This window comes from Streptomyces sp. AB3(2024), assembly GCF_041862025.1.
Taxonomy (GTDB): domain Bacteria; phylum Actinomycetota; class Actinomycetes; order Streptomycetales; family Streptomycetaceae; genus Streptomyces.
Genome location: NZ_JBGWAB010000407.1, coordinates 1 through 232, shown reverse-complemented (window position 1 = coordinate 232; position 232 = coordinate 1). Strand labels below are relative to the sequence as shown.

Below are 232 nucleotides of genomic sequence, written 5' to 3'. Positions count from 1 at the left end.
CGTCTCGGGTGCGCTGTCCCTCGGGGATGCGGCTCGGGTCGTTGCGCTGCGGGCGCAGGTGATCGGCCGTGAGTTGGCCGGTCTGGGGGGTATGGCGTCGATTCCGTTGCCCCTGAAGGCAGTTGAGGCGCGGTTGGAGGCGTGGGCGGGCCGGTTGGGTGTGGCTGCGGTGAACGGTCCGTCGAGCACGGTCGTGGCCGGGGACGCCGATGCGGTGGCCGCGTTCGTCGCG

1 protein-coding gene is annotated in these 232 nt (G+C 72.4%); it reads left to right on the top strand.

What is annotated here, in order from left to right:
- On the top strand, nucleotides 1-232 hold a 232-nt coding region (locus tag ACEPPI_RS40985; protein WP_373920309.1), incomplete at both ends, for an acyltransferase domain-containing protein.